This window comes from Caulobacter sp. 602-1 (assembly GCF_003931565.1).
Lineage (GTDB): Bacteria > Pseudomonadota > Alphaproteobacteria > Caulobacterales > Caulobacteraceae > Caulobacter.
Genome location: NZ_RRYI01000001.1, coordinates 713,917 through 739,688 on the forward strand (window position 1 = coordinate 713,917; position 25,772 = coordinate 739,688).

Consider the following 25,772-nt stretch of genomic DNA (forward strand, 5'->3'; position numbering starts at 1 on the left):
CTTCGCGGGTCGCGCTCTAGCGCCCGCCCATGGCGGCGCGTCGGATGCTGACTTCGTCCATCTGGGCGGCTTCGTAGGCGCCCAGCTTCTTGGCCGCCAGGATCTTGGCCTGCTCGGCGACGTGCTCGTACTTCTTGAGGTTCTCGAAGGCCTCGGAGAGGGCGTCGCGGGCGCCGATCTCTTCCTGCAGGCACTGCTCGATCTGGACCAGCATGTCGGCCTTGCGGCGCTTGTGGCCCTCGCGATAGCCGATCATGTACCAGCCGGCGCTGGCGTCACCCTCGGCGTGCTTGGCCTCGGCTTCGGCCTCGGCGTCCAGCATGGTGATGCGCAGTTCGGCCGCCATGCGGCGTTCGGTGATCTCGGCGAGGCGTTTTTGCAGCGTCTCGACCTCGTGGTTCGAGATGCGGATTAGCGAGGCGGCCCACTTGGTCATCAGTACTCACTCGCCAGGATCTGCCCCAGATGACCGAAAGAGTCGTCTAGAGACGTTGCTTCTTCCTTATCCTGGCTGAGGAAAGCCTCGATCGCAGGATTTAGGCGGATCGCGCGGTCGACCACGGGGTCGGCCCCGGCGCGATAGGCGCCGATGCGGATCAGTTCTTCCATGTTGGCGTAGGCGGACATCACCTGGCGCGCGCCCTTGACGATCTCGCGCTCGTGCGGGTGCTGGCAGCCCGGCATGGTCCGGCTGATCGACTTCAGGACGTTGATGGCCGGGAAGCGGCCGCGTTCGGCGATGGCCCGCTCCATGACGATGTGGCCGTCGAGGATACCGCGCGTGGCGTCGGCGATCGGCTCGTTATGGTCGTCGCCGTCCACCAGCACGGTGAAGAGCGCGGTGATCGGCGCGGCGGTGGTGCCGTCGGCGCGGATCGGCCCGGGCCCGGCGCGCTCGAGCAGCTTGGGCAGCTCGGTGAAGACGGTGGGCGTGTAGCCCTTGGTGGTCGGCGGCTCGCCGGCGGCCAGGCCGATCTCGCGCTGGGCCATGGCGAAGCGGGTCACCGAGTCCATCAGGCACAGGACTTCCTGGTCCTGGTCGCGCAGATATTCACTGATCGCCAGGGTCATGTAGGCGGCCTGGCGGCGGGTCAAGGCGGGCTCGTCCGAGGTGGCGACCACGACGACGGCGCGGCGCAGGCCGTCCTCGCCCAGGGTCTCCTCGACGAACTCGCGAACCTCGCGGCCCCGCTCGCCGATCAGGCCGACGACGACGGCGTCGCAGGTGGCTTCTTTTGCGAGCATCGACAGCAGCACCGACTTGCCGACGCCCGATCCGGCGAAGATGCCCAGGCGCTGGCCGCGGCAGGTGGTGGTGAAGACGTTCATCGAGCGCACGCCCAGGTCCAGGCGCTCGCCCACCCGGCCGCGGGCGTGGGCCGGCGGGGGCGGGGTCTTCAGCGGATAGGGGACTTCGCCCTGGGGCAAGGGCCCGAGGCCGTCGATCGGCTCGCCGAACGCGTTGATGATGCGGCCCAGCCACGCCTTGGTCGGCCGGACGACCGCACCTTCCGGCATGAAACGGATCTCCGCGCCGGGGCCGACGCCTTCGACCGGACCGAAGGGCATCAGCAGGGCGCGGGTCTCGCGGAAGCCCACCACCTCGGCCGGCAACGGCTTCTGGCCGGGGCGCTCGATCTCGACGCGGGCCCCGACCGTCAGCCGGGTCAGGCCGCCGCGCACCTCGATCAGCAGACCGTTCACGGCCGCCACGCGTCCATAGATGGTCAGCGGATCGATACGTTCGACGGCGGCGATGAGGCTACGCAAGACGGCTCCTAACCCCACCGAACCTGTCCGCCGGACAGGTTCGGCGTCTATTCCTTCGAGCGTGACGGCCGCCAAAACCGCGGACACTTTTGGCTGTCACGCTCGTGAGCGCAGAGTCCGCCATCGTGGTTAACCGGGTGTGAAGTCAGCCCTTCGGAAGCGGCTTGGCCGGTGCGACCAATTGGTCGGTGAAGAACCGGGTGACCGCCGCGTTGAATGTCCGGTGAAAGGCGCGGCGGTCGAAGCCTGGCGCGCTCTCGCACAGCGCCTGGCTCGCGCCCGGCGGGGCGGTGTCGCAGGGCGTGAGGAAGTCGAAGTGTCGGGCGCCCTCGACGACGTGATAGTCGTGGGGGCGGCCAAGGTCGCGATGCACCGCCTCGGCATAGTCGTCGCCGGGCAGGATTTCGTCGTCGGCGGCCTTCCACAGCTGGATCGGCGCCTTGATCCCCTTCAGTCCGTTCTTGCCGAACGTGAAACCCAGGGCCGGGGCGGCCGAGACCACGGCCTTGATGCGATCGTCGTGGACCCACTTGGCGGTCAGGCTCCCGGCGGGGATCGGATGACCGGCGGTCAGCTTGCAGTCGAAGTTCTTCGGATGGGCCAGGCAATGGCCGGGCATCCGCGACAGATGCGGCTCGCCCCCCGCCGCAGCCAGCACCGTGAAGCCGCCCGATGAGAAGCCGAACGCCCCGACCTTCTCGGGATCGATCCGGGCCTTCAGCGGCGAGCTTTCCAGCATCCAGCCGATCAGGGCCGACAGCGCCGCCGGGCGGTCGGCCATGGCCGTGGCGCGGCTCTGGTCCTTGTAGTTGTCGCCGGGGTGGGTGAGGGCGGCGACCACGAAGCCAGCCTCGGCCAGCGCCTGGGCGGTGTCGGCGTGGCCGCCGAAGAAGCCGCCATTGCCGTGCGACATGACGATCAGCGGCAGGCGCTCGCCGACGATGGGCGCGCCGGCCGCGACGGTGTGGCCCCACGAGCCCAGCGGCATGAAGGCCGGCTTGGCGTCGGTCGGATACCAGACCCCGACCTCGACCGGCGCCTGGCCGTCGGGGCGGGGCTCGCGCAGCACCATGAAGCCGGCGTTGGCGGCGATGGCCTGGGACGAGGCGGCGGCCGTCAGCAGGACGGCGAACAGGAAAGTACGGAACGACATGACGGCCCTTCAGCGAATGACGATGCAGCCGCTGTGACCGCCGGACCGCCGCCTCGCCAGGACGTTTGCGCGAATGGGCGAACGGGTTCGCGGGCGGGCGGATGGGACGAGGCTGGCGACTCCGCGCAACGCCGCTCTATAGGAAGGGCATGGCCGCCCGTCGTTCCAACCCGCCGCTGCTGGGAACCGCCCGTGAATGGGCGGTCGACCTGGGCGTGGCTGTGGGCATCGGCGTGCTGCTGGGGCTGATGGGGCCGTTCGGGAGCTTCTTCAACGGTGGCCCCTTGGTCCGGATCGCCTACTGGGTGGGTAGCGTCGTCACCGGCATGGCCGTCATCGGCGGACTGGCGCGACTGGGCCTGGCGCTCGCTTGGCGCCGGCGGTGGCCGCTCTGGCTGGTCCTGGCGGCGGTGGTGCTGATCGGCGCCTTGCTGCAAGGCGCGCCGCTCCGCCTCGTCGCGGTGGCCCTGTGGCCCGAGATTGGCCGGCTGGTCACGCCGCTGGCCTGGTACGGCCAATGCGTGGCGATCACGACGCCGATCGTCCTGGCCTACTATTTCATCCGCATTCGCCCGCTCGCGCGGGCCCGGGCGCGCGAGGCGCTGGTCCCGGTGGCGACGCCCGCCGCCGACCCGGGGGCGGTGCTCTATCTGAGGATGGAGGACCACTATGTCCGGATCCGCACCGAGCGTGGCTCGCGGCTGGAGATCGGGCCTTTGGGACGCGTGACGGCGGGCCTCGTCGGCGTCGAGGGGCTTCAGACCCACCGCTCGTGGTGGGTGGCCCGGCGGGCGATCGCGGGCGTCGAGCGCGACGGCCGCAACCTGCGCCTTCGGCTTGTCGACGGGCAAACCGCTCCCGTCAGCCGCGCCTCGGTCGCCAAGCTGCGGGCCGCCGGCTGGCTGGCCGAGGAAAACCCGGCCTAGAGGCCGCGGCAAGGCGTCGCGGGCCTTCTCATGGCCAAGCTGGCGTGTCGGCGGACGCCCGGAAAGCGCGTGCACGGCGTTCAAATTCTCGCGACGGAACGTCGCAATCTCGCCTCAAAGGCGAATGCCGGTCGGGCGGGGCTTAACCGCATAACGTCGTTCGGATCGTTGCGGATGCACGGATTTTAGGGATTTGGGCGCTCGAATTAGGGACTTGGAAAGGGCCTCCGCGACGCCTGCGACCAATGTGTCCGGGGACCCGTCGACCGCTTGCACCCGATTCGCAAATCAGATTAACCATTCGGCCAACGGAAACATTCACCATTAACCAGTCTTAAATTAACTCGCCGGCAAAGTGGCCGAAGGGTTTTCCGGCGGGCTTCCGCCTAAGACGTTCGAATACGCCAGATTTGGCGTGGAGGGGCTCATGCGCGTACTGTTGATCGAGGATGACAGCGCGACTGCGCAGACCATCGAGCTGATGCTGAAGTCTGAAGGCTTCAACGTCTATACGACGGATCTGGGTGAAGAAGGCGTCGATCTGGGCAAGATCTACGACTACGATCTGATCCTGCTCGACCTCAACCTTCCCGACATGAGCGGCATCGATGTTCTGCGCACCCTGCGGGTCGCGAAGATCAACACGCCGATCATGATCCTGTCGGGTTCGTCGGAGATCGACACGAAGGTCAAGACCTTCTCGGGCGGCGCCGACGACTACATGACCAAGCCGTTCCACAAGGACGAGATGATCGCCCGCATCCACGCGGTGGTCCGTCGTTCGAAGGGGCACGCGCAATCGGTCATCAAGACCGGCGACATCATCGTGAACCTGGACGCCAAGACGGTCGAAGTGAACGGCAACCGCGTTCACCTGACCGGCAAGGAGTACCAGATGCTCGAGCTGCTCTCCCTGCGCAAGGGCACGACCCTGACCAAGGAAATGTTCCTGAACCACCTGTACGGCGGCATGGACGAGCCCGAGTTGAAGATCATCGACGTCTTCATCTGCAAGCTGCGCAAGAAGCTGGCCGCTTCGGCTCACGGCAAGCACCACATCGAGACGGTCTGGGGCCGCGGCTACGTGCTGCGCGACCCGAACGAGCAGGTCAACGCCGCCTGATACGGACGATTTTCAGTAAGCGTAACAGTACCGCGTACCCAAGGCGCCCACCGGAGACGGTGGGCGTTTTCATTTATCGATCATATGGTTACGCTTCGCATCGTAACAGCCGTTAACCGTACCGTGACAAAACGACCGAAGCGCCGAATAGTCCTTGCGGCCGAGAGCACGCCTCGCGCATGGTCCGGCCCGACGATTGCTGGGGGGCAACCCGGCCGTGTCATTTTGACTTGCGCGGCATCGAACCGACGGGGGCACGATGCAGGAATTTGATCCGCGACGCAGCGCCACGCGCTGGGCGCCGAGGGTTTTCACCGCCGTGGCCGGCATGGCCGCCCTGGCGCTGGGCTGGAAGCTGACCGCCGACGACGCGCAGCCGGTCGCGGTCCGCGCGCCGCTCGATCCGGCCGCCCTCACCGCCCTTCAGCATGTGGCCTTCGCCAGCGCCGAGGCTCAGCCCGGCTTCGAGCGTCCCGAGAACATCGCCCTCAAGGTCCGTCCGGGCGAGACCCTGCAAGGCGCCGTGCAGCGCGCCGGCGTCGCCCCGGAAGACGCGCAGGCGGTCGTCGCCACGCTTCAGGGCGCCATCGACACCGTCAACATCAAGGCCGGCATGGCCTTCGAGGCCGCCGTCGCCCAGCGCCGCAGCCAGCGGGGGCCGGCCCGCCTGATCGGCCTGTCGATGCGCACCAGCCCCAACTCGACCCTGACCGTCTCGCGCACCTTCGACGGCGCCCTGCGCCTGCGCGAGCTGGAAGAGAAGGTGAAGGACGAGAAGAAGGTCGCCTGCGGGGAAATGAACGGCTCGTTCTACGAGAGCGTGGCCAATGTCGGCGGCACCCCGGCCGTGATCAGCGAGGCGGCCAAGCTGTTCTCGCACAAGATCGACTTCTCGCGCGACATCCACGAGGGCGACCGCTTCTGTCTGGTGTTTGACCGCAAGGTCACCGAGAGCGGCCGGACCATCGAAGCCGGCGATCTCGAATACGCGGAAGTGAAGGGGCAGAAATTCTACGCCTTCGATCGCAAGGACAGCGACGGCAAGAGCCAGTTCTTCGACGAGCTGGGCAAGAACATCAAAGGCTTCCTGCTGCGCACCCCGGTGGACGGCGCGCGGATCACCTCGGTGTTCGGCATGCGTAAGCACCCCGTGCTGGGCTACACCCGCGCCCACCAGGGCGTCGACTTCGGAGCCGGAACCGGCACGCCGATCCTGGCCGCCGGCGACGGCGTGGTGCTGGAGGCCAAGCGCTGGGGCGGCTACGGCAACTGGCTGCGTATCCGCCACGCCGGCCAGTGGGACACCGGCTATGGCCACATCTCGCGCTACGCGCCGGGCATCCACGCCGGCTCGCGCGTTCGCCAAGGCCAGGTGGTCGCCTATGTCGGCTCGACCGGCTTGGCGTCGGGCCCGCACCTGCACTACGAGGTCTGGCTGAAAGGTCAGCGGGTCAACCCGATCGGCGCCAAGGTCCCGCAGGGCACCATCCTGGCCGGTTCGGAACTGGCGTCGTTCAAGTCTCAGAAGGCTCGCATCGACCGCATGCTGGCCGAAGGCGGTCAGCCCGTCAGCGGCGAGGATACGCCGAAGCTGGCGATGGCGGACCTGGAGAAGGCCAAGAACGCGCTGCGCTAACCCGCCGCCTGGCCAATGCTGTCGTGCTCGCCGTGAGGCGCCGCGTTTCAGACGGCGATTGAAGCGTGCTGGCCCAGGCTCTAGAAGCTCCGCCTCGGACGAGGTGTTTCGCCCGCAGCCCTGAGCGAGCCCGCGTTTGTCCCAGCCCCGCGCCGATCTTTATCGCGACCGTCGCTTCGTCGTCGGCGTCGCCGTGCTGTGCTGCCTGCTGTGGGGCAGCGCGTTCCCGGCGGTGAAGGCGGGCTATGCCCTGCTGCATGTGGCCAAGACCGACATGGCCACGCAGATGCTGTTCGCCGGCTGGCGCTTCCTGGGGGCGGGTCTAATCCTGCTGGTCCTGGCCGTGCTGGGCCGCCGGTCGATCGCCGTGCCGCGCGAGCGGATCGCCTCGGTCGTGGGACTGGGCTTCGTCCAGACCACGCTGCAGTACGTGTTCTTCTATATCGGCCTGGCCCACGCCAGCGGCGTGAAGTCGTCGATCATGAACGGCACGGGGGCGTTTTTCAGCGTGATCCTGGCCCACTTCCTCTATGCCAACGACCGCCTCACCGTCCGCAAGGCGGCCGGCTGCCTGCTGGGCTTCGCCGGCGTGCTGGTGGTGAACCTGGGCGGCCAGGGGCGCGCCAAGGGTCTGGACTTCGAGTTCACCCTGCTGGGCGAGGGCTTTGTGGTCATCGCCGCCTTCGTGCTGGCGGCCGCCTCGATCTGGGGCAAGACCCTCTCGCAGAAGCTCGACCCCATGGTGATGACCGGCTGGCAGCTGGCCATCGGCGGCGCGGGACTTCTGGCGATCGGCGAGATCGGGGGCGGCCACCTGGGCGGCTTCGACATCCGGTCGCTGGCGCTCTTGGCCTATATGGCCGGCCTGTCGGCGGCGGCCTTCGCGCTGTGGAGCCTGCTGATGAAGCACAACCCGGTCGGGATGCTGGCGGTGTTCAACTTCCTGATCCCCGTGTTCGGCGTGTTGCTGTCGGGGCTGTTCCTGCACGAGCCGGTGCTGGCCTGGAAGAACGCCGTCGCGCTGGCGCTGGTGTGCGGAGGGATCTGGCTGGTGACGCGCAGGCCCGCAGCCAAAGCTGTCCAATCCTAAACTTGTCACCCCGGCCGCAGCGAAGCGGAGAGCCGGGATGACAAGACTTGGTGCGGTGTAGAGTTTTAGTTCACGCCCGCCACGGCCAGCAGGGCGGCCAAGCCCACCTGCATGCCCTGCACGCTGGGCGCCTTCTCGACGTCGATCCATTCATCCAGGGCGTGGGCGCGGCCGGCCTTGCCGCCCGAGCCGATGGTGACGGCGGGAATGCCCAGGCTCATCGGCACGTTGCTATCGGTCGAGCTGTCCTGATGCTCGGGCTTCATGCCCAGGGCCGAAATCGCGGCGGCGGTCAGCACCACGATGTCCGAGGTCTGCGGCGTGGTTCCCGCCGGGCGCTCGCCGATCACCTTGGCGTCGTAGCTGATCTTGCCGGCCTGGGTGGAGCGGGCGGCATTCTCGCCGGCCACGGCCTTGTCGAGGATGCCGATGAAGGTCTGGTCCAGCTTGGCCAGTTCGGCGGCGCTCTCCGAGCGCATGTCGAACTCCATGAACACCGAATTGGGGATCGAGTTGACCGAGGTGCCGCCGCCGGTGACGCTGGCCGAATAGGTGACCTTCGGTTCCTTGGGGACCTGCACGGCGTAGAGGTCGACCACGGCCTGGCTCATCGCCGTCATCGGGTTCACGAGGCCGAACGCGCCGTAGCTGTGGCCGCCCGGGCCCTTGAAGGTCACGCGATAGCGCTTGGAGCCGACGCCGCGATCGACGATCCGCGACGGGTCAGAGCCGTCCATCGAGAAGAAGGCGCTGATCCGGCCCTTGTACGGACCCTTGTTGAACAGGAACCGCGTGCCGCGCAGGTCGCCGGGGCCTTCCTCGCCGACATTGCCGACGAACAGGATGTCGGCCTTGGTCGAGATCTTGGCCGCGTCCAGGGCGCGCATATAGGCCAGCAGGGTGGCCAGCGAGCGGGTGTCGTCGCCGATGCCGGGGGCCATCAGCCGGGTCCCCTCGCGCTTGACCTTCACGTCGGTGCCTTCGGGGAAGACGGTGTCGAGGTGGGCGGCCAGGACCACGAACGGGCCCTTGCCCTTGGTCACCGTGCCCGGGCGCACGCCCATGACATTGCCCTCGGCGTCCATCTCGACGCTCGTGAGGCCGTGAGCCTTCAGCATTTCGAGATAGGCCTTGGCGCGCGCCTCCTCCTTGAACGGCGGGGCCGGGATCTCGGTCAGGGTGACGATGTCGGCGACGGTGCGGTCGAAGTCGGCGTCCAGCTTGGCGGCCGCGGCCTTGAAGGCGGGCGACGCGACCATCTTGGCGACGGCCTTGGTCGGGTCGGCCTTGGGCGCGGCGAGTGTCGGTGTGGCGACCAGGACGGCGGCGAGCACGAAAAGCGAAGGGCGGAGCATGGCGAATCCTCGAGGTTCGCCACACCCTAGCCAAGCTGCGCCGCCTGGCTAGGCCGTCAGCCGCGCCGCGCCGCCCATCAGCGGATCGCTGATCGAAGGCTTGCCGGTCTCGATCCGTCCCGCCAGCCGGCGCAGCCAAGTGGGATCTGCGGAGTCTCGGACGGTCAGATCGTACCAGCCTTGTTTGGTCGTGAAGGTTTTGGACTGCGTGGCGCCGGCCGCCAGGCTGACGCGCCAGGGCTCGGCGCCGCCCTCGACCAGGACGACGCGCGGCGCGCGGCCGGTGTTGCTCAGAGTCAGCCGCATCGCGCCGCCGCTGGCCCGCGCGGTGACCTCGACCCCCGTCGCGGCGCCGGTGAAGCGCCGATGGAAGCCGTTCGGGCCCAGCACCCACAGGTCGTGCGGACCGGCCGGCCAGGCGTCCTCCAGCGAGGCCTTCGGACCGATCGTGTAGCGGCGCGGAACCGCGTCCAGGCGCAGGCGGTCATAGACGTGCAGCACCGCCGCCGCCGCGCCCGAATTGGTCAGGCTCAGGGTCATGAAGCCGTCCTTCACCCGCCCGTCCACGGCCAGGGCGTAGGGCAGGGCGCGCGAGGGACGGGTCCCCTTGGCCTGGACCGGGGCGACGATCGTGGTCGGGGTCGGCGGCTTGATCTCCTTCAGCTTGGCCGCGCGAGCCGCGGTCTCGGCGGTCGGGGGCAGCGGTAGGAAGGGCTTGTGGTTCGGGGTCTTGAAGTCGAAGCACGAGGTCAGGTCGCCGCACACCGCCCGTCGCCAGGGCGCGATATTGGGCTCCATCACCCCGAAGCGCGTCTCCAGGAAGCGGATCACCGAGGTGTGGTCGAACACCTGGCTGTCGACCCAGCCGCCCCGGCTCCACGGCGAGATGGCGTAGAGCGGCACGCGCGGACCCAGGCCATAGGGCCGGTTCATCAAGTCGTCGCGCTCGGACTTGGCCTCGGTCGGGTTTCGGACCGTGTGGTGCATGCCGGTCAGGTCGATGGTCGAGCCGCCGATCAGCTTGCCGTCCGCGTCCTTGGACGGCGGCGACGGGGGCGGCATATGGTCGAAGAAGCCATCGTTCTCGTCGAAGTTCACGATCAGCACCGTCCGTGCCCAGACCTTGGGATCGGCGGTCAGGGCGTCGATGACCCGGGCGGTGTAGTCCGCGCCCTGGGCCGGGCTGGACGGAGCGGGGTGCTCGCTGTCGGCGGCGGGCGCGATGATCCACGACACCTGCGGCAGGCGGCCGGCCAGGACGTCCTCGCGCAGCTTGTCCAGGTGCCACGTGCTCAGGGCCAGGTCCTTCAGGCGCTTGTCCGAGCCCGGAGCGTCCTTGTGGGCGTCGCGATAGGCCTTGAAGCCGGCCAGGGGGTTGTCGGTGAAATTGTCGGCCATGTCCTGGTAGATCCGCCAGGAGACGCCGGCCTTCAGCAGCCGCTCGGGATAGGTGGTCCAGGTGTAGGACTCCGCCGCCCCGCCCTTTTCGGCGAAGTCGTCGTGCGAGTTCGAGATCGACGGGCCGCCCTGCGCGCCCGAGGGATCGTTGGTCCCGGTCCACAGGAACAGGCGGTTGGTGTTGGTGCCGGTCTGGGTCGCGCAGTGATAGGCGTCGCAGAGGGTGAAGGTCTCGGCCAGGGCGAACTGGAACGGAATGTCCGCTCGTTCGAAATAGCCCATCGACCAGGCGTGCTTGGCGTCGGGCCAGCGGTCCATTCGGCCCTGATCCCAGGCGTCCTGGGCGTCGGTCCAGCTGTGCGGCGTGCTCTCCACCCGCATGTGGGCGAAGGTCTTGGTGGTCTCCAGCGGGAACGGCGCCAGCAGCTGGTCGCCGTAGCTCTGGACGAAGACCGAGCCGCCCTTGCGTTTGGCGGTGTCGCGCACCGGAACCGGGAAGCGGTCGCCGAAGCCGCGCACCCCGGCCATGGTCCCGAAATAGTGGTCGAACCCACGGTTCTCCTGCATCAGGATCACCACGTGCTCGACGTCCTTGATCGTGCCGGTGCGGACGTCGGCGTCAATCGCCGCCGCGCGGGCCAGGGCGGGCGGCAAGGCCATGGCGCCGATCGCGGCGAGCAGGCCGCGGCGGTCGAGCTGGGGCATGATAGAGCGCTCCGGAGAAGGTTCCGCCGGAACTAGCACAGTTGATCGGTCAGTGATGTGACAACTGGACTAGACCAAAGCGATCAGTCGAACACGATCACGGATCGGGCCAGTTCCCCGCGCTTCAGCTCGTCGAACGCGCTGTTGACGTCCTCCAGCTTGATACGGCGCGAGATCAGCTCGTCCAGCTTCAGCCGGCCCTGCATGTAGAAGTCCACCAGGCGCGGCATGTCGACCGGGAAGCGGTTGGAGCCCATGTAGCTGCCCTGGATCCGGCGCTCTCCGAGAAAGTCGACGCCGTGCAGCTCGATCTTGGTGCCGACCGGGATCATGCCGATCACATTGGCCGTGCCGCCCCGGCGCAGCATCTTGAACGAGGCTTCCGCCGTGGCCTTCAGGCCAATGGCCTCGAAGCTGTGGTGGACGCCGCCGCCGGTCAGCTCGACCACGGCCTTGGCGATGTCGTCGACGGCCGAGGCGTCGATGACGTCCGTCGCGCCGAAGGTCTTGGCCAGCTCGAGCTTGGAGGGCATGCGGTCGATGGCGATGATCCGGCCCGCGCCGGCGATCGCCGCGCCGTTGATGGTGGCCAGGCCCACGCCGCCGCAGCCGATCACCGCCACCGTCTCGCCCGGCCGGACATTGGAGGTGTGCATCACCGCCCCGACCCCGGTCATCACCGAGCAGCCGATCAGGGCGGCGCGGTCGAACGGCATGTCCTTGCGGATGGCGACGCAGGCGTGCTCGTGCACCAGCATGTATTCGGCGAAGGACGACAGGTTCAGGAACTGGGCCATCGGGCCGGTCCCGCCGCCCAGGTCTTCCTTGAACAGGCGCGGCTCGCCGCCCTTCGGACGCTTGGTCTCCGGGCTGATGCACAGGTTCATGTGGCCGGTCAGGCAGACCTCGCAGTGGCCGCAATAGGGGTTGAGGCAGGTGATGACGTGGTCGCCGACCTTCACGGTCCGCACCTCGTCGCCGACCGCTTCGACGATCCCGGCGCTCTCATGGCCCAGCACGGCGGGCAGGGGATGGGTGTAGGAGCCCTCGACGAAGTGCAGGTCGGAGTGGCAGACGCCGGCGGCCTTGGTGCGGATCAGCACCTCGCGCGGACCCGGCTTGCCGATGGCCACGGTCTCGATCTCGAGGGGCTTGCCCACCTCGCGCAGAACAGCGGCCTTCATGCGTGTCTCCCTTTTGCTGGCGGCGAGACTAGCGTTCGGGCGCGGGGGGACGGAAGGGGGGATTCGAACAAATGTTTGGAGATTCTAGGCGCTGCGCCTTGAGATTAGGAAAATTCCTAATTAGTTAGTCGCCTATGAATGGTGTCTTCAAAGCCCTCGGCCATCCGGCGCGCCGGCGGATGATCGCCATGCTGCGCGAGCGTCCGATGCTGTCGGGCGAGATCGCCGCCGCGTTCGACATGAGCTGGCCGACCGTGACGGGGCATCTGAACGCCCTGAAGGAAGCGGGTCTCGTCGACGCCGAGCGCGATGGAACCTCCATCCGCTACCGCCTGCGGATCTCGGCGCTCGAGGAAGCGGTCGCCGTGCTCATGGATCTCGTCGACTCGACCCGCAAGGCCGAGACTTTTGGAGAACTTGGTGATGAACGGTCGCATTAGCCGCGCCGAAGCGGCGTCGTGGATCCTGACCCTGGGCCAGTTCGGTGTGGCGGGCGCCATCGCCGTCTTTGGGCCCACCCATCCGCTGCCGATGCATTTCGGTCTCGACGGCCAGGTCGACCGCTGGGGCGGCCGGACCGAGATGGCGGCCGTGGCTTTCGTCCTGGCCGTAATTTCGGCGCTGGCCATGGTCTTCGGGCGGCTGCCGGAGAGCGACGCTCACCTTCTGCGGGGCCGGCGCTATAGCCGGCAGGCCGTCGTCGCGGTGCTGTCCCTGATCGCGTTGCTGGAGGCCTGCCTGACCTGGGGCTGGCCAAACGAGCCGGGGCCGCGTTTCGGCATGATGGCGATCAGCGCCATCGTCGCCTTCGTTGGCGCCCTGCTGGGCAAGACCAGTCCCAACGCCATGATCGGCGTGCGCACGCCGTGGACATACGGCAGCCGTCTGGCCTGGGAGAAGGCTAATCGGCTGGCGGGCCGGCTATTCTTCTGGGGCGGCCTGACGGGCGGTCTGGCCGCGCCGTTCGCACCGCAGCCGGAAGGCTTGAAAGCCGTGACCTTCGGCGCTCTGGCGGTGGCGGCGATCTCGGTTTTCGAGAGCTGGCGCGTGTGGCGGTCCGATCCGGACCGCGTCGTCTAGACCGCGCGGCTTAAGCCGCCAGCGCCTGTTGGCGTTCGGGCAGGATGCGGCTGACGGCCAGCAGGACGGTCATGTCGCCTTCACCGCTGGTGATCACGGCGGCGACCAACGGCGAGTCCTCGCCGTCGCCCAGGGCCGGGGGCGCGTTGATGTGCTCGGCCTCGACGGTGAAGCTGTCGCAGACGGCGTCGACCAGCAGGCCGGCGACGTCGTCATGGTTCTCGACCACGATGATCACCTGGCGGGCGCCGTCCTGGGCCGCGCCCTTGCCCAGCCGCCACGACAGGTCGATGACCGGCATGACCTGGCCGCGCAGATTGATGACGCCGCGCACATAGGGCGGCGCCTCGGGCAGCGGGGTCGGCGGGGTGACGCCGCGGATCTCGCGCACCGCGCTGACGGGGACGCAATAGGTCTGGGCCCCGACCTCGAACGAGAGGACCTGTAGGGCCTGACCCTGGGCGTAGGACACGGTGTCGGTCATGAGGGCGGTCTCCGTGGAGGTCGCAACGGGCTGTTTCGAGACACCTTTCCCGAAAAAGATGAACAAACCGGTTCCGGCGATCGTTGAAAGACTCCGTTCAGGCGCCGTTCAGGCTCGGAGTCCGATCGTCCACGTAACGCTTGAGACGACGCGCCGCGCCGCCGGGAAGCGAAGGACCCAAGTTCGAAAGAGCCAAGGAGGCCATCATGGCCAGCAAGATCATCACCACGGTCGGTCGGGTCGCCGCCGGCGTCGCCGCGCTCTCGCTGGTCGCCGCCGCCACCACGGCCTCGGCCGACCCGCGCTACGGCCACTATCGCGGCCATCGCGGCAATGACACCGCCGCCGTGGCCGTCGCCGCCGGCATCGTCGGCCTGGCGGTCGGCGCGGCGATCTCGGACGGCAACCGTCACGATCGCTACGACCGCGGCTATTACGACCGGGGCTACTACGCCCCGCCACCGCCCCCGCCGCGCTATGGCTACGGCTATGGCTACGCCCCGCGTCCGTATTACGGCCGCCCGGCGCGGGATTGCTGGACGACCCGCGAGTACGACCGCTGGAACGGCGCGTACTACGAGCGGACCGTCTGCCGCTAGTGTCCCGATCCCGAAGTTCGCAAGCGCTTGTGGCAAGCCCCGACGAACTTCGGAATCGATAAGGACGCTAGTAAGCTTATGTTTCTAATGTGCTTTTTGGATTGGAAGTTCGCTCAGAGCCTGATCCAAGCGAGGGCGAACTTCCAATCCAGCACATTAGGCCTTCATCGGATTAGGTCGCCGTTGTGAGCCGGCGATCCGATAGGCGCTGTCCGCCCCGACACGCCGTCAGCCCCGACGTCTTCGGACGTCGGGGCTTTTTCGTTTTGGGGATGCGGGGACTCGACTCCGGTCAATAATGGGAACAAAAAAGGAACATTACCGCGCCGCAGGAGGATCGCCTATGTCGTTCGCCGATCAGACTTCCGTGTTTCAGAGCCCGTTCGGGGCCGGCCTGCGCCTGACCGACGATCGGCTGGACATCGCCGAGGCGGTGCTGGCGGGGGCTTGGCGCACCTTGCGCGCGGCCGGGTTCGGCGAGGCCGAGGTTCAGGCGCTGTTCGACCAGATCGCCGACCGGCCCGAGGACCTGGCGCGCCGCTTGCGCAAGATGGCCAACGCGGCGGCCTGAGCTTCGAGTTTAGGGGTCTAGCGCGAGCGTTCCAGAAGGGCGCGGAGGATCTCGGCGCGTTGGGCCGTGTCGACGCCGATGCGGCCCGCCAGTTCGCGGATGCCGGCTGGATAGGCCTCGCCGCCGTCGGCGATCGTCCGGGCCTGGTCGGCCAGGCGGCGCAGGTCGCGATCCAGGCGCTCGATCTCTTCGCGGGCCAGCAGACGGGCTTCGGTCTGCAGACGCTCCACGCGCTGAGCGGTGGTTTCGGGACCGCGTCCCAGGTCATAGATTTCCGCCACGCCGGGGACGGGGGGCACGATCTTCAACGGCTTTCCGGCCATGGATTTGGGCTCCTCGATCCGGGCCGGTTCGCGCCGGCCCACATCGTATCAAAGCCTGGCTTAGCGTCAGCGTTCCGAGGTTTTCGGTGAAAGCGGGGCCACGTGGCCGCCGCGCCACAGATGCGCGCGGCGGCCGACCGTGGGCGCCGAGCTCGGCGTCCGGAGACGGATCAAATCGTTCAGTGCGCCACCTGGCTGTACGGTGTCTGCGAGGCCGATGGCGGCGCGGTCGGCGCCGGTTGCGGGGCCGGCTGGACGTGGGCCTGGGGCTGAGCCGGTTGCGGTTGCGGTTGAGCCGGGGCCGGGCGACGGAACTTCAGGCTGCGGCCCTGGAACTCCGCGCCGGTCTCCATGGCCAGCTGCTCATGGGTGATGTCGCCGTCGACGCGGGCGGTGCCGTACAGGCGAACCGCCTGGGCCGTCACCGCGCCGATCACCAGGCCGTGGATCTCGATGGCCTGGGCGATGACCGAACCCTCGACGCGGGCGTTCGGACCGACGATGAGCTTGCCCACCTTGATGTCGCCCAGCACCACGCAGTCGAGATGCACCTCGACGTCGCCGACGATGTCGCCGCGGACAGTCAGGCCCTGGCTGAACATCGAGGCCGGCTTCGGACGCGCGGGCGCCGGCGCGGCCGGTTGCGCTTGCGGCGCCGCGGCGCGGCCTTGATCCAGCGGGGTCAGGGCCAGCGGCGCGGCGGTGTCTTTCTTCTTGGCGAACATCGGCGGCGACCTTTGTCTCAAAATGGGCTTCAGGAAGCACCATCCCGCAAGAACCGGGCCGATTTCAGGACCGGGCCGTCAGGCGTCCTTGACGTGTGTGGTCGGGCGATCCTCGCCGGACGAGACTTCCTGATGCCAGACGGCGTTCTTGTCCTCGTAGGTGATCCCCTCGGTCTCGCCCGAAACCCGCTGCTCGCCGGCCGCCCGCTGGGCCGCCTTCAGCGCCGCGTCGTGGCTGGGAAAGGTCTCGGAGAAGGTGTCGCCCACCTTGTAGGCCCAGCCGCCGTCGTGCTCGACGATGATGTAGGTGATGTCGGTCATGAGGCGTCTCCAAGTAAGCGTCGCGGGTCGAACGGGCCGCCAGCGTAGGCGGTTCCGGATGGGGGGTCTTGTCGAATTGCGCCCCTCTCCCGCTGGGGAGATGGAGGAGTTTAGGCCACCTTCACCCGCGCGGCGCTTTCCGGGAGGTCCGCGCCGAACGCGCGCTGGAAGAACTCGGCCACCGTGGGGCGCTCCAGTTCGTCGCACTTGTTCAGGAAGGTCAGGCGGAAGGCCAGGGCCACGTCGTGATCGAAGATCTCGGCGTTCTGGGCCCAGGTGATCACCGTGCGCGGGCTCATGACGGTCGAGATGTCGCCGTTCATGAAGGCGTTGCGGGTCATGTCGGCGACGCGGACCATGGCCGAGATCGTGCGCTTGCCTTCCACCGTGTCATAGGACGGGTTCTTGGCCAGCACGATGGCGGCCTCGACGTCGTGCTCCAGATAGTTGAGCGTGGTGACGATCGACCAGCGGTCCATCTGGCCTTGGTTGATCTGCTGGGTGCCGTGATAGAGGCCGGTGGTGTCGCCCAGACCGATGGTGTTGGTCGTGGCGAACAGGCGGAAATACGGATTGGCGCGGATGACGCGGTTCTGGTCCAGCAGGGTCAGCTTGCCGCCGGCTTCCAGCACCCGCTGGATCACGAACATGACGTCCGGACGGCCGGCGTCATATTCGTCGAACACCAGGGCGATCGGACGCTGCAGGGCCCAGGGCAGGATGCCCTCGCGGAACTCGGTGACCTGCTTGCCTTCCTTCAGGACGATGGCGTCCTTGCCGACCAGATCGATACGCGAGACGTGGCTGTCCAGGTTCACGCGGACCAGCGGCCAGTTCAGGCGCGCGGCGATCTGCTCGATGTGAGTCGACTTGCCGGTGCCGTGATAGCCCTGGACCATCACGCGGCGGTCCTTGGCGAAGCCGGCGCAGATGGCCTTGGTCGTCTGCGGATCGAACTTGTAGGCCGTGTCGATCTCGGGAACGTGCGGATCGCGGTGCGAGAAGGCCGGGACCTTCATGTCGCTGTCGACGCCGAACGCGTCGCGAAGCGTCACCCACTTGTCGGGGACCAGGGTGATCAGCGGATCGGCGGCGGAGCTGGTGTCGGCGAACTCGGGCATGACACCCGATTAAACGCTTGACCCAGGGTAGGGGAAGAGGGCGCCGCGTTGCGGCGCCCACTCCAGCGCTATTTTTTAGCGGTTGGCGATGATCACCGAGGCGATCAGGCCGGTCGCGACGGCGGCCAAGACGTACTGGTCGTTCACGCGCTGCCAGCGATAGCCGCGCGGCGGCTGGCGAAGGCCATGGCGACGATAGTCGCTGACATAGTAGCTGTTGCCGCGATAGCGTTGGTCCAGACGTTGGCCCTTGGCCCAGCGGCGATACTCGCGGCGGTCGTGGCGATCTTCGGCGCGAGCCTGATCGCGGCGGCCTTGCTCGTAGGAGCGATCGCGGGCGTCGTAGCGGCCATTGTTGTTGTGGTCGCGACGATAGTCCTGGGCCGAAGCGGCGCCAGCGCCGCCGGCCAGCATCAGAACGGCGAGCGAGGCGGTGATAAGACGTTTCATAATCGGTCTCCTTTGAAGGTGAGAGCACCCTAGGATGCTCGACCTAGAGGCGGGATGAACGGTCCCGCTCAGCTTAAGTTCATGTTTCGTATGAGAAATGTTGTTGCGAGAAGTGTCGTTCGATGACCATCCGTTTGATCCGCATAGGCTTTCCGGGATTGCTGTCCGCAGCGCGGCGCGAGTTGGGAGCGACGAGCGCCCTTTTGGTGGTCGCGCTGGGCGGCTGGGGCTTCCTGTCGATCGCTGACGAAGTGGCCGAGGGCGAGACCCGGGCGTTGGATCTCTCCGTATTGAAGGCCTTGCGAGTCGACGGTCAGCCGCACGAACTGGTCGGACCAGCATGGCTGCACATCGCCGCCGCCGACATCACCGCCTTGGGCTCTGTGACGGTGCTGGGCCTGATCATCCTGCTGGCCTTCGCCCTGCTGGCGTCCCTGCGCCGCTGGAGCGAGGGGCTGCTGCTGCTCGCGGGCGCCGGCGGAGGACTGGCGATCAGCCAGACCCTGAAGCTGATCTTCGGACGCGAGCGGCCGGATCTGGTCTACCGCGCGGTCGAGGCGGTCAACGCCAGCTTCCCGTCGGGCCACGCCATGCTGTCGGCGGTGGTGTTCCTGACCCTGGGCGTGCTGGCCGCGCGCTTCGCGGACCGCCGGCGGGTCAAGGTGCTGGCGGTCGGGGCGGCGGTGCTGGTCAGCCTGCTGGTCGGCCTCAGCCGCGTCTATCTGGGCGTCCACTGGGCCAGCGACGTCCTGGCCGGCTGGTGCATGGGCGCGGCCTGGGCCATGGCCTGCTGGCTGGCGGCGTTCTTCGTGCAGCGGCGGTTCGAGCTCAGGGCGTCGCGCCCAGCGCCTTCAGCTGCGTGACGCCGTTGGTGTTCTTGGGGTTCAGCGCCAACGACTGGCGATAGGCCGCGATCGCCAGGGCCTTGTCGCCGGCGGCGGCATAGGCCTCGCCAAGGCTGTCGAACGCATTCCAGCTGTCGGCGTGGAGCTCCTGGTTCAATTTCAGGATCGCCACGGCCGCGCCGGTGTCGCCGTTGCCGAGCAGTTGATAGCCCCAGCGGTTCATCTCGGTCTCGTCGATGGCGAAGTCCCCGTCTCGGCTCCGGAACGCCTGATAAGTGGCCTGGGCCTTGTCGAAACCGACGCGGTTCAGCTCGGCGGCGAAGGCGGCCTGGGTCGGCGGGGCGCCCTGAGCCTTGGCGACGTCGAGGGTGAAGAGATGGCGCGGCGCGCCAGTCTTGGCGACAGGGGTGTCGAGAAAGGCGCGGGCGGCGGCGTCGCCCCTGAGATAGGCGTCCAGGAAACGGCGGACATAGGTTTCCACCCAGCCGTTGGCGACTGACAGCTCGTCCTTGTCGTAGTCGCCGTACTCGGCGGCCAGCCGCTGGTCGAACATCACCGAGAAGTTGGAATGGACGTACGGATAGAGGGTGACCTTGTAGAGGTCGGCGTATTTCATCTTGGCGAGGAAGCTGGTGTCTCTGTTCACGTCGGCCGCCTGTTCCTCGACCGGCTTGGGCGCGGCGGCGACATATAGCATCGGCGCGGTGACGCGCGCGGGGGTCAGGAACCGCGACTGCTTGATGGTTTCGGGCCAGTAGCGCACCGAGCCGTCCAGCGCGACCAGGGCGTCGATGCGGCTGTCCTTGGCGGCGGCCATGACGTTGGCCAGGCCGCCCCAGCTGTAGCCGGCCACGGCCAGGCGGCTGATGTCGGCCTGGGGTAGGCCGTGGGCGTAGCCGATCAGGAATTCGATATCGCCGACCTGGGTCTCGACGCCCTCTAGCTCGGTCGTCATGCCGCGTGACGCCTGGCCGAAGCTGGGGCTGGCGATGACCAGATAGCCCTGGCTGGCCAGGTATTCGCAGAGGTCGGCGTTCTCATAGGCCTCGGCGTTGAAGCTGGGCGCGTAGATCACGACCGGGAACCTGCCCGCCGCGGCCATGGCGTCGCGCCGGGCCCGCATCGGCGCGGCCAGCTCGGCCTTGGCTCGCTCCGGCGAGAGGACGGCGACGCGGGCGCGGACGAACTTGGCCTCCAGCGCCGCGCGTTCGGCGGGCGGGCGTTCGAAGTCGTCGGCGGTGGCGCCGAGCTTGACATAGTCCTCGACCGTCACGTCGCGGCCCGAGCCCTTGGCCGCCGGGTACCAGATCAGGGTCTGGATCGGCCGCGCGCGCTCGCCGGTCACAGGCTTGCCCGTCAGCGGGTCAGTGGCCCCGCGATAGCCGCGGGCGAAATCGTATTGCTCGACGACGCGCAGCCCGACGGCGTACTGGCCCGGCGGATTGATGCGCTTGAAGTTCGAGTCGGCCGCGGCCATGGACGGGGCGCCAAGCAGCGCCAAAAGCAGGAATAGAATACGCACGACATCCCCCTCGAACGATGCAGCCATGGCCTTCAACACGGACCACGCCAACTGAAGGTTTTGTAATACGAAGCGCGCGCCTTACGCCGCCTTGGGCTTCGGCCGCCAGCGAAGCTCGAGCGTAGTCCACACCGCGCCGACGAAGTCGGCCAAGCCTACGGCCAGCCAGGCCTTGGGCAGCCAGTCCAGCAGGACGAAGGCGCCGATCACCACCAGGGAGAACACACGCAATACCACCGAGGCCCGCATATAGGTGCGCTGGCCGGTCCAGCCGGCGACGTGATAGCCCATGGCGTAGGCTAGCAGCAGCAGGCCGGCGAATCGCACCCAGGGCAGGGACGGGGTCTCGACGTGGGCGTGCAGCAGGGTCAGCACCGGGCGCGGCGCGACGGCCAGGGCCAGTCCCGCCGTCGAGATCAAGCCGCCCCAGGCCCAGATGCTCCAGGGCTTGCCGAACGGCACCGGGGTCACCGGCGTCGGCGGATCGACCGGCGCGCGCCAATCTGGGTCGGTCATGAGATGTCTGTCCCTCGCCCGGAAAGGCGGCGCGAGGATGGCCCAGGCGCGGGCCGTTCCGCAAGCGTCAGGTCGCGGCGGCGTCGTAGCGCCGCCGGTTGTCGTGGATGGTGTCGAGGTGGGCCTGGGCCCACTGGCCCAGCTGCATGACGGGTTCGGCCAGCGAATGGCCCAGGTCCGTCAGGGCGTATTCCACCTGCGGCGGCACGGTCGGATAGACGGTGCGCGAGACCATGCCGTCGCGCTCCAGGATGCGCAGGGTGCGGGTCAGCATCTGCTGCGAGATGCCGCCGACCGAGCGCTTGATGTCGTTGAAGCGCAGCGGGCGCGCCTTCAGGGTCATGACCACCAGAACCGTCCACTTGTCGCCGATCCGCTGGAGGATCTCGCTGACCGAGCGGCAGTTACTGTGATCGATGCGATGCTCGGGGAGATCCCGTGTTCGCGTGGCTTGGGAGGGCATAGCCGTGTGACCTAGTCCTAAAAATATGCGTTCTTGGCGAGACCGAGGCGGTCTCATAACTGGTGCAGGTCACCAATCGGGACCTAGCGCATATCATGAACCTCCTCCATATCGACTCCAGTATCCAGGGCGAAGCCTCGGCCAGTCGCGCGCTCACCGCCGCCGCCGTGGCGCGCTTGAAGGCGACCGATCCGTCGGCCAGCGTGACCTATCGCGATCTCGGCAAGGAGCCGCCGCCGCATCTGACGCTGGAGGGCCTGGGCGCGGCCAATCCGATGCTCGACGAATTCCTGGCCGCCGACGTCGTGGTCATCGGCGTCCCGATGTACAATTTCAACATCTCGAGCCAACTGAAGGCCTGGATCGACCGCATCCTGGTGGCTGGCAGGACCTTCAGCTACGGCGACAGTGGCCCACAGGGGCTGGCTGGCGGCAAGCGGGTGATCCTGGCGCTCACGCGCGGCGGCCAATACGCGGTCGGCGGCCCGCTGGAGCACGCCGAGACCTATCTGCGCGGCGTGCTGGCCTTCATCGGAATCACCAACCCTGAAGTGATCAACGCCGACGGCCTGATGATGGGTGACGAAGTCCGCGCCGGGGCGATGGCCAAGGCGCTGCAGTATGCCGAGACGCTGGCGGCCTAGGCGGCGAAGCGCTCGGGCTTCACGATGCGTATTCACTCCCCCTCCCTGCGGGGATGGGGGAGGATCGGCGGGGATGAGACCGAGCGGGGTGCTCCTGGACCCCGCTAGGCTTTCACCATCCCGGACTTCTGCAGGGTCTTGTAAGCCTTGATGACCCGCTGGAGCTTGTGCTCGGCGCTGCGGTCGCCGCCATTGGCGTCGGGGTGGCAGCGCTTGAGCAGCTCCTTGTACTTGGCCTTGATCGCGGTGCTGTCGGCGCCGGCTTCCAGGTCGAGATCGGCCAGGGCCTGGCGTTCCAGCTTGCCCAGGCTGCGCTCGGCGGCGCTGCGCGCCGACTCGGCCTTGCGCTGCTGGGCCCGGAAGATGCCGAACGGGTCGGCGAAGGCGCGGGCGTCGCGGGCGGCCGCCGCGGCGGCTTCCCGGGAATTGGCGTCGGCCTTGAAGCTCCAGGTCGGCCGACCGCCGGTCTGGCGCTCGGTTTCCTGGGCGGCGCGGATCTGCGCCTCGCTCATGCCGGCGTAGAAATTCCAGTTCTTGTTGTACTCGGCCGCGTGCTGCTGACAGAACCAGTAGTGTTGGTTCGGCAGGTCGCGCGACTTCGGCGCCTTGGTCGATCCCGCCAGACGGCAGTCGGGATGATCGCAGCGCTTCTCGCCGGGCTTGAGGCCCAGGACGTCGTGCACCGGGTCGTCTTCGCCCTTCTTGGGCGGACGGACTCGGATGTCGGTGAATTTGGGACGGTACTCGAACGGCCGGTTCATGGCGCTTAGAGTAATCCCGCGCTATTTCCGTTCAAGGATTGACAAGCAAGAGACGCACATGGGCGACGTCGCCGACACCATCCGCCGCAAGCTGGAGCACGCTTTTTCGCCGTCGCGACTCGAACTGGTCGACGACAGCGACCGTCATCACGGCCACGCGGGCCACACCGGTTCCGGCGAGAGCCACTTCAATCTGCGAATCGAGGCCGAGGCCTTTGCCGGCAAGGCGCGGGTGATGCGCCAGCGCATGGTGATGACGGTTCTGGCCGACGAACTGGCGGGGCCCGTCCACGCCCTGTCGATCACCGCCAAGGCGCCTGGAGAAGCGTAAGGCGGCGCTTACTTTTTTGCCTGTCGCCGATGTTTGCCGCTTGATTTGGGGGGCTGCGGCTGATTGCCTCTCTCCCCGGCGCGATCCTGCCGGAAGGGCAGAAACCGCATGAGCGCCGACGTCACCGCCACCGCCGAATCTCTCGAACAGGAGGCCGCCGGAATCCTGCCGGACCTGCTGTCGCGCGCCTATGCCCGCTATTCGAACTTCACGGTGGCCGCGGCGGTGATCGACGACCAGGGCCGCGCGCATTATGGCGTCAATGTCGAGAACGCCGCCTATCCTGTGGGCACGTGCGCCGAGCAGACGGCGATCGGAGCAATGATCACGGCCGGGGGCGCGCGCCGGATCGACAAGGTGCTGATCGCCGCCGGCTCCGACGCGGTGGTCCAGCCGTGCGGCGCCTGCCGTCAGCGCATCGCCGAGTTCGCGGGCGAAACCTGCGAGATCATCTCGGTCCAGGGCGGCCGGGCGACGCAGCGGATCCCGTTCTGGACGCTGCTGCCGCATTCCTTCGGGCCGCGCGACCTGGATTGATCGCCCGCGCGAATTCCGCGCCATGACGGGCGGCGCCGACCCCCTCCCGCGGGAGGGGAGCGGCTTAAGCCGTCTGGCCGACCAGGGTTTCCAGCACGCGGCGCAGATCGGCCTCGCGGAAGGGCTTCTGCAGCACGGTGGCGCCGCGGTGGTCATCCGTCAGGCCCGCCTCGCCATAGCCGCTGGCGAAGGCGAAAGGCACGCCGCGCGCCTTGAGGGCGTCGGCGACCGGGAAGATCGGGCGGCCGCCCAGATTGACGTCCAGCAAGGCCGCGTCGATGTCGGCGGAACCCGCCAGCCGCAAGGCTTCCTCGATCTCGGCCGCCGGGCCGACGATCGTGCAGCCGAGGTCCGTCAGCATGTCCTCGACCAGCATCGAGACGAGCGCTTCGTCTTCAACGACCAAGACCTTGAGGGACGTAAGAGTCTTCATGTTTCAGGGCTCCAGCGCGCGCACGGGCAACGCCATTTGGCAGACGAGGCCAACGGTATCATAGGTCAGCTCGACCGCGCCGGATAGCTCGGCCGCGAGGCCGCGTTCCAGAAGGCGTACGCCGAAGCCGCGACGGGCCGGCGGCGTGACGGGCGGACCGCCGCTTTCGGTCCAGGTGAGACGCAAAACGCCATCCTCGATGGCCCAATCGACGGCCACGTGGCCGTTCGGGGTCGAGAGAGCGCCGTACTTGGAGGCGTTGGTCGTCAGTTCGTGAATGCCCATGCCCAGGGCCACCGCGGCCTTCGGATTGAGGCGCACGTCGCTGGGATAGGTGAAGCCGACGCGGTCCTCGCCAGCCAAGGCGTGAAGCTCGACGTCGAACACCTCGCGCAGACTGGCGCCGGCCCAGCTCTCGCGGGTCAGCAGATCATGGGTGTGCGAGAGGGCGACGAGCCGGGTCTCGAAGGCGTCGCGGAAGAACTCGGGCGCGGCCACCGACCGCAAGGTCTGGGCGGCGATCGACTGCACCGTGGCCAGGCTGTTCTTCACCCGGTGATTCAGCTCGTTGACCAGCAGCTTCTGGCGCTCTTCGGCGCGCTTGCGCTCGGTGATGTCCAGTGACACGCCGGCCAGGCGCCGCACGCCGCCATCGTCGGCGGTCTGGGCCGCGCGGCCGCGGGCGTGCAGCCAGCGCAGCTCGCCGCTCGGGTGCACCACGCGATACTCGACGTCGTACTCCGTCCCGTCCCGGATGGCGCTCTCGATCGCCGCCAGGACCCGCGGACGATCCTCGGGGTGGATGGTTTCGATCAGAGTGGCGAAGGTGAAGGTCTCGTCCGGCCGGCGACCGTAGTTCAGCTTGCAGAGATCGGACGCCTCGTAGGCCTTCGTGGCGACGTCCAGGTCCCACGACCCCATGCGGCCGCTGTCGAGCGCGAACTTCAGCCGCTCCTCGGCCCGGCGGCGCTGGGTCAGCTCGGCCACGGCCCCGGCGTTCAGCTTGATCGAGTCGATGGTGGCCGCCACCTGAGCGCCCAGGCCCATGACCAGGCTCTCGTCGTGCGGGCTGAAGCGTCCCGGCTCGGGATGGCCGAAGAACAGGCCGCCCAGCACCTCGCCCCGCCGGGTCGCGACCGGAATGGCCAGGTAGCTGCGCACCGACAGATGTCCCTCGGGCATGCCCCTGCGCGGGGCGTTCTTGCCGTAGCGCGGGTCCTGGGTGATGTCGTCCGATCGCACGACGCCGGCGTTCTCGAAGGTGGGCGCGAAGACCTCTGTCTTGCGAACCTTGGGGAAGCTGGCGAACGCTTCGGGCGCGGTGCCCGACAGGCGATAGAGCGCGTAGGATTCCCCATCCGGCTCGAGCTGATTGTAGAAAAAGGCCCCGAAGGCGGCGCCGATGATTTCGCGCGCGCCGTCGAGCACCACCTGCACGCACGTGTCGATGTCGGTGCTGGAGGCCACGGCCTGATTCACCCGGGCGAGGGTCTCGGACTTGCGGATTTCGTCGGCGAGGGCGACTTCCAGCTCGGCCAAGCGCGCCCGCGCATCCGGCTCTCCGCCGTCGCGAACCCTGCTCTCAGCCACCAAGCTGGCCAAATGCGCCCCCTAGACCCCGGACCGCCCCTGGTCCGCAAGGACGCAAAACGCGCCTTTTTCGATCCGGTTCCCAATCATCGAAATGGGCAACCTTGACCATAGAG

General features: G+C 67.9%; 30 protein-coding genes. 12 read left to right on the forward strand and 18 right to left on the reverse strand.

Annotated elements, in window-relative coordinates; all coding sequences use genetic code 11:
* Positions 1–16 precede the first annotated feature (16 nt).
* From EIK80_RS03310 to EIK80_RS03320, 3 genes are all read right to left on the reverse strand, one after another.
* Positions 17–436: a flagellar export protein FliJ gene (locus EIK80_RS03310; protein WP_125155524.1), complete on the reverse strand. Its 420-nt coding sequence runs from the start codon at positions 434–436 to the stop codon at positions 17–19.
* The gene (gene fliI / locus EIK80_RS03315) at positions 436–1,770 is read right to left on the reverse strand and encodes a flagellar protein export ATPase FliI (RefSeq protein WP_125155525.1); all 1,335 of its coding nucleotides are present in this window, start codon (positions 1,768–1,770) and stop codon (positions 436–438) included. Before fliI ends, EIK80_RS03310 begins: the two co-directional genes overlap by 1 nt.
* Positions 1,771–1,915: 145 nt before the next feature.
* Complete coding sequence (locus EIK80_RS03320; RefSeq protein ID WP_125155526.1) at positions 1,916–2,923, reverse strand: dienelactone hydrolase; 1,008 nt, start codon at positions 2,921–2,923, stop codon at positions 1,916–1,918.
* A 149-nt stretch (positions 2,924–3,072) separates the two neighbouring features.
* Here EIK80_RS03320 and EIK80_RS03325 point away from each other — a divergent pair, with 149 nt between their 5' ends.
* From EIK80_RS03325 to EIK80_RS03340, 4 genes are all read left to right on the forward strand, one after another.
* A complete protein-coding gene (locus tag EIK80_RS03325) occupies positions 3,073–3,849 on the forward strand; it encodes a LytTR family DNA-binding domain-containing protein (protein ID WP_125155527.1) in 777 nt (258 codons plus the stop codon).
* 427 nt (positions 3,850–4,276) lie between these two features.
* The gene (ctrA, locus tag EIK80_RS03330; protein WP_047407858.1) at positions 4,277–4,972 is read left to right on the forward strand and encodes a response regulator transcription factor CtrA; all 696 of its coding nucleotides are present in this window, start codon (positions 4,277–4,279) and stop codon (positions 4,970–4,972) included.
* Between the two features lie 259 nt (positions 4,973–5,231).
* Positions 5,232–6,608, forward strand: a complete 1,377-nt coding sequence (locus tag EIK80_RS03335) for a peptidoglycan DD-metalloendopeptidase family protein (RefSeq protein ID WP_125155528.1) — start codon at positions 5,232–5,234, stop codon at positions 6,606–6,608.
* A 136-nt stretch (positions 6,609–6,744) separates the two neighbouring features.
* Positions 6,745–7,698, forward strand: a complete 954-nt coding sequence (locus EIK80_RS03340) for a DMT family transporter (protein ID WP_125155529.1) — start codon at positions 6,745–6,747, stop codon at positions 7,696–7,698.
* A gap of 65 nt (positions 7,699–7,763) precedes the next feature.
* On the opposite strand, the gene EIK80_RS03345 is transcribed toward EIK80_RS03340, so the two are convergent.
* The 3 genes from EIK80_RS03345 to EIK80_RS03355 form a co-directional block, all read right to left on the reverse strand.
* Complete coding sequence (locus tag EIK80_RS03345; RefSeq protein ID WP_125155530.1) at positions 7,764–9,053, reverse strand: M20/M25/M40 family metallo-hydrolase; 1,290 nt, start codon at positions 9,051–9,053, stop codon at positions 7,764–7,766.
* 48 nt (positions 9,054–9,101) lie between these two features.
* Complete coding sequence (locus tag EIK80_RS03350; protein ID WP_125155531.1) at positions 9,102–11,156, reverse strand: phosphocholine-specific phospholipase C; 2,055 nt, start codon at positions 11,154–11,156, stop codon at positions 9,102–9,104.
* 83 nt (positions 11,157–11,239) lie between these two features.
* Positions 11,240–12,340, reverse strand: a complete 1,101-nt coding sequence (locus tag EIK80_RS03355; protein ID WP_125155532.1) for a Zn-dependent alcohol dehydrogenase — start codon at positions 12,338–12,340, stop codon at positions 11,240–11,242.
* A 134-nt stretch (positions 12,341–12,474) separates the two neighbouring features.
* On the opposite strand from EIK80_RS03355, the gene EIK80_RS03360 reads away from it, so the two are divergent.
* The gene (locus EIK80_RS03360) at positions 12,475–12,780 is read left to right on the forward strand and encodes a metalloregulator ArsR/SmtB family transcription factor (RefSeq protein ID WP_125155533.1); all 306 of its coding nucleotides are present in this window, start codon (positions 12,475–12,477) and stop codon (positions 12,778–12,780) included.
* Positions 12,764–13,420 (forward strand): SdpI family protein, encoded by a 657-nt coding sequence (locus tag EIK80_RS03365; RefSeq protein WP_125155534.1) that lies wholly within the window; start codon positions 12,764–12,766, stop codon positions 13,418–13,420. The genes EIK80_RS03360 and EIK80_RS03365 overlap by 17 nt, the downstream gene beginning before the upstream one ends.
* Positions 13,421–13,430: 10 nt before the next feature.
* On the opposite strand, the gene EIK80_RS03370 is transcribed toward EIK80_RS03365, so the two are convergent.
* A complete protein-coding gene (locus EIK80_RS03370) occupies positions 13,431–13,904 on the reverse strand; it encodes a chemotaxis protein CheW (RefSeq protein ID WP_125155535.1) in 474 nt (157 codons plus the stop codon).
* A gap of 206 nt (positions 13,905–14,110) precedes the next feature.
* Here EIK80_RS03370 and EIK80_RS03375 point away from each other — a divergent pair, with 206 nt between their 5' ends.
* Positions 14,111–14,503, forward strand: coding sequence for a hypothetical protein (locus EIK80_RS03375; protein ID WP_125155536.1), 393 nt, complete (start codon positions 14,111–14,113; stop codon positions 14,501–14,503).
* 343 nt (positions 14,504–14,846) lie between these two features.
* A complete protein-coding gene (locus EIK80_RS03380) occupies positions 14,847–15,074 on the forward strand; it encodes a hypothetical protein (protein WP_099581075.1) in 228 nt (75 codons plus the stop codon).
* 17 nt (positions 15,075–15,091) lie between these two features.
* Here EIK80_RS03380 and EIK80_RS03385 read toward each other — a convergent pair whose 3' ends face one another.
* The 5 genes from EIK80_RS03385 to EIK80_RS03405 all read right to left on the reverse strand — a co-directional run bounded on the left by EIK80_RS03385 (position 15,092) and on the right by EIK80_RS03405 (position 18,014).
* Positions 15,092–15,397 carry a hypothetical protein gene (locus tag EIK80_RS03385; protein WP_125155538.1) on the reverse strand — a complete coding sequence of 102 codons (306 nt, stop codon included), beginning with the start codon at positions 15,395–15,397 and terminating at the stop codon, positions 15,092–15,094.
* A 179-nt stretch (positions 15,398–15,576) separates the two neighbouring features.
* Entirely contained in the window at positions 15,577–16,122 is a 546-nt protein-coding gene (locus EIK80_RS03390) for a polymer-forming cytoskeletal protein (RefSeq protein ID WP_125155539.1), read from the reverse strand.
* A 78-nt stretch (positions 16,123–16,200) separates the two neighbouring features.
* Entirely contained in the window at positions 16,201–16,443 is a 243-nt protein-coding gene (locus EIK80_RS03395) for a DUF2188 domain-containing protein (protein ID WP_125155540.1), read from the reverse strand.
* Positions 16,444–16,553: 110 nt separating this feature from the next.
* Positions 16,554–17,564 carry a cobaltochelatase subunit CobS gene (gene cobS / locus EIK80_RS03400; protein WP_125155541.1) on the reverse strand — a complete coding sequence of 337 codons (1,011 nt, stop codon included), beginning with the start codon at positions 17,562–17,564 and terminating at the stop codon, positions 16,554–16,556.
* A gap of 75 nt (positions 17,565–17,639) precedes the next feature.
* Positions 17,640–18,014 carry an RcnB family protein gene (locus tag EIK80_RS03405; protein ID WP_125155542.1) on the reverse strand — a complete coding sequence of 125 codons (375 nt, stop codon included), beginning with the start codon at positions 18,012–18,014 and terminating at the stop codon, positions 17,640–17,642.
* A 122-nt stretch (positions 18,015–18,136) separates the two neighbouring features.
* On the opposite strand from EIK80_RS03405, the gene EIK80_RS03410 reads away from it, so the two are divergent.
* Positions 18,137–18,877 carry a phosphatase PAP2 family protein gene (locus EIK80_RS03410; protein WP_125155543.1) on the forward strand — a complete coding sequence of 247 codons (741 nt, stop codon included), beginning with the start codon at positions 18,137–18,139 and terminating at the stop codon, positions 18,875–18,877.
* Here the strand turns inward: EIK80_RS03410 and EIK80_RS03415 are convergent.
* The 3 genes from EIK80_RS03415 to EIK80_RS03425 all read right to left on the reverse strand — a co-directional run bounded on the left by EIK80_RS03415 (position 18,843) and on the right by EIK80_RS03425 (position 21,360).
* Positions 18,843–20,381: a dienelactone hydrolase family protein gene (locus EIK80_RS03415; protein ID WP_125155544.1), complete on the reverse strand. Its 1,539-nt coding sequence runs from the start codon at positions 20,379–20,381 to the stop codon at positions 18,843–18,845. The genes EIK80_RS03410 and EIK80_RS03415 overlap by 35 nt on opposite strands.
* A gap of 81 nt (positions 20,382–20,462) precedes the next feature.
* On the reverse strand, positions 20,463–20,897 hold the full coding sequence (locus EIK80_RS03420; protein WP_125155545.1) for a hypothetical protein: 435 nt from the start codon (positions 20,895–20,897) through the stop codon (positions 20,463–20,465).
* A gap of 67 nt (positions 20,898–20,964) precedes the next feature.
* Positions 20,965–21,360 (reverse strand): helix-turn-helix domain-containing protein, encoded by a 396-nt coding sequence (locus EIK80_RS03425; protein ID WP_199743359.1) that lies wholly within the window; start codon positions 21,358–21,360, stop codon positions 20,965–20,967.
* 95 nt (positions 21,361–21,455) lie between these two features.
* Between EIK80_RS03425 and EIK80_RS03430 the strand changes: the two genes are divergently transcribed.
* Positions 21,456–22,004 carry an FMN-dependent NADH-azoreductase gene (locus EIK80_RS03430; RefSeq protein ID WP_125155547.1) on the forward strand — a complete coding sequence of 183 codons (549 nt, stop codon included), beginning with the start codon at positions 21,456–21,458 and terminating at the stop codon, positions 22,002–22,004.
* A gap of 104 nt (positions 22,005–22,108) precedes the next feature.
* Here EIK80_RS03430 and EIK80_RS03435 read toward each other — a convergent pair whose 3' ends face one another.
* Positions 22,109–22,765 (reverse strand): J domain-containing protein, encoded by a 657-nt coding sequence (locus tag EIK80_RS03435; protein WP_125155548.1) that lies wholly within the window; start codon positions 22,763–22,765, stop codon positions 22,109–22,111.
* Between the two features lie 58 nt (positions 22,766–22,823).
* On the opposite strand from EIK80_RS03435, the gene EIK80_RS03440 reads away from it, so the two are divergent.
* Both EIK80_RS03440 and cdd read left to right on the forward strand, forming a co-directional pair.
* Positions 22,824–23,096, forward strand: a complete 273-nt coding sequence (locus EIK80_RS03440) for a BolA family transcriptional regulator (protein ID WP_125155549.1) — start codon at positions 22,824–22,826, stop codon at positions 23,094–23,096.
* 108 nt (positions 23,097–23,204) lie between these two features.
* Positions 23,205–23,633: a cytidine deaminase gene (gene cdd, locus EIK80_RS03445; protein WP_125155550.1), complete on the forward strand. Its 429-nt coding sequence runs from the start codon at positions 23,205–23,207 to the stop codon at positions 23,631–23,633.
* Positions 23,634–23,697: 64 nt separating this feature from the next.
* On the opposite strand, the gene EIK80_RS03450 is transcribed toward cdd, so the two are convergent.
* Both EIK80_RS03450 and EIK80_RS03455 read right to left on the reverse strand, forming a co-directional pair.
* Complete coding sequence (locus EIK80_RS03450) at positions 23,698–24,066, reverse strand: response regulator (protein WP_125155551.1); 369 nt, start codon at positions 24,064–24,066, stop codon at positions 23,698–23,700.
* A 3-nt stretch (positions 24,067–24,069) separates the two neighbouring features.
* Positions 24,070–25,668, reverse strand: coding sequence for an HWE histidine kinase domain-containing protein (locus EIK80_RS03455; protein ID WP_125155552.1), 1,599 nt, complete (start codon positions 25,666–25,668; stop codon positions 24,070–24,072).
* Positions 25,669–25,772 lie beyond the last annotated feature (104 nt).